This window comes from Globicatella sp. HMSC072A10, assembly GCF_001811625.1.
Lineage (GTDB): Bacteria > Bacillota > Bacilli > Lactobacillales > Aerococcaceae > Globicatella > Globicatella sanguinis.
Genome location: NZ_KV805647.1, coordinates 1 through 403, shown reverse-complemented (window position 1 = coordinate 403; position 403 = coordinate 1). Strand labels below are relative to the sequence as shown.

The following is a 403-nucleotide window of genomic DNA, read 5'->3' as shown; positions in this document are numbered from 1 at the left end:
AAATTGATGCAGACAGAAAAAGAAAGGATTGGCCCTACCATAATCGCTCCCTTCGATGTTTCTGAAATATTGGAATGTCGAGTGGATAAATATAGTACGGTTGTCATTAAGCAGAATCATTACTCTGTACCAGAAGGTCATATTGGAAAATATATCATCGCAAAACTAAGTGCCGATCAAGTTAAGTTGTTTATTGATGGTGAAATCATCGCAACACATAAACGTAATTGGGGTGTCCATCAGTGGGAAATGAATCTTTACCATTACTTAGAAACATTCAAAAGAAAAAAAGGTGCCTTGGCTCAAAGTGAATGTTTGAGACAAGCACCACAACAAATAAAAAATCTTTACCACCATCATTATATAGGAAAAGAGAAAGAATTCATAATATTACTCCACTACA

At 35.0% G+C, this 403-nt stretch carries 1 pseudogene; it reads left to right on the top strand.

The window, feature by feature from the left end:
- Positions 1 to 403 (top strand): annotated as a pseudogene (locus tag HMPREF2811_RS02590) (hypothetical protein); the annotation flags it as partial.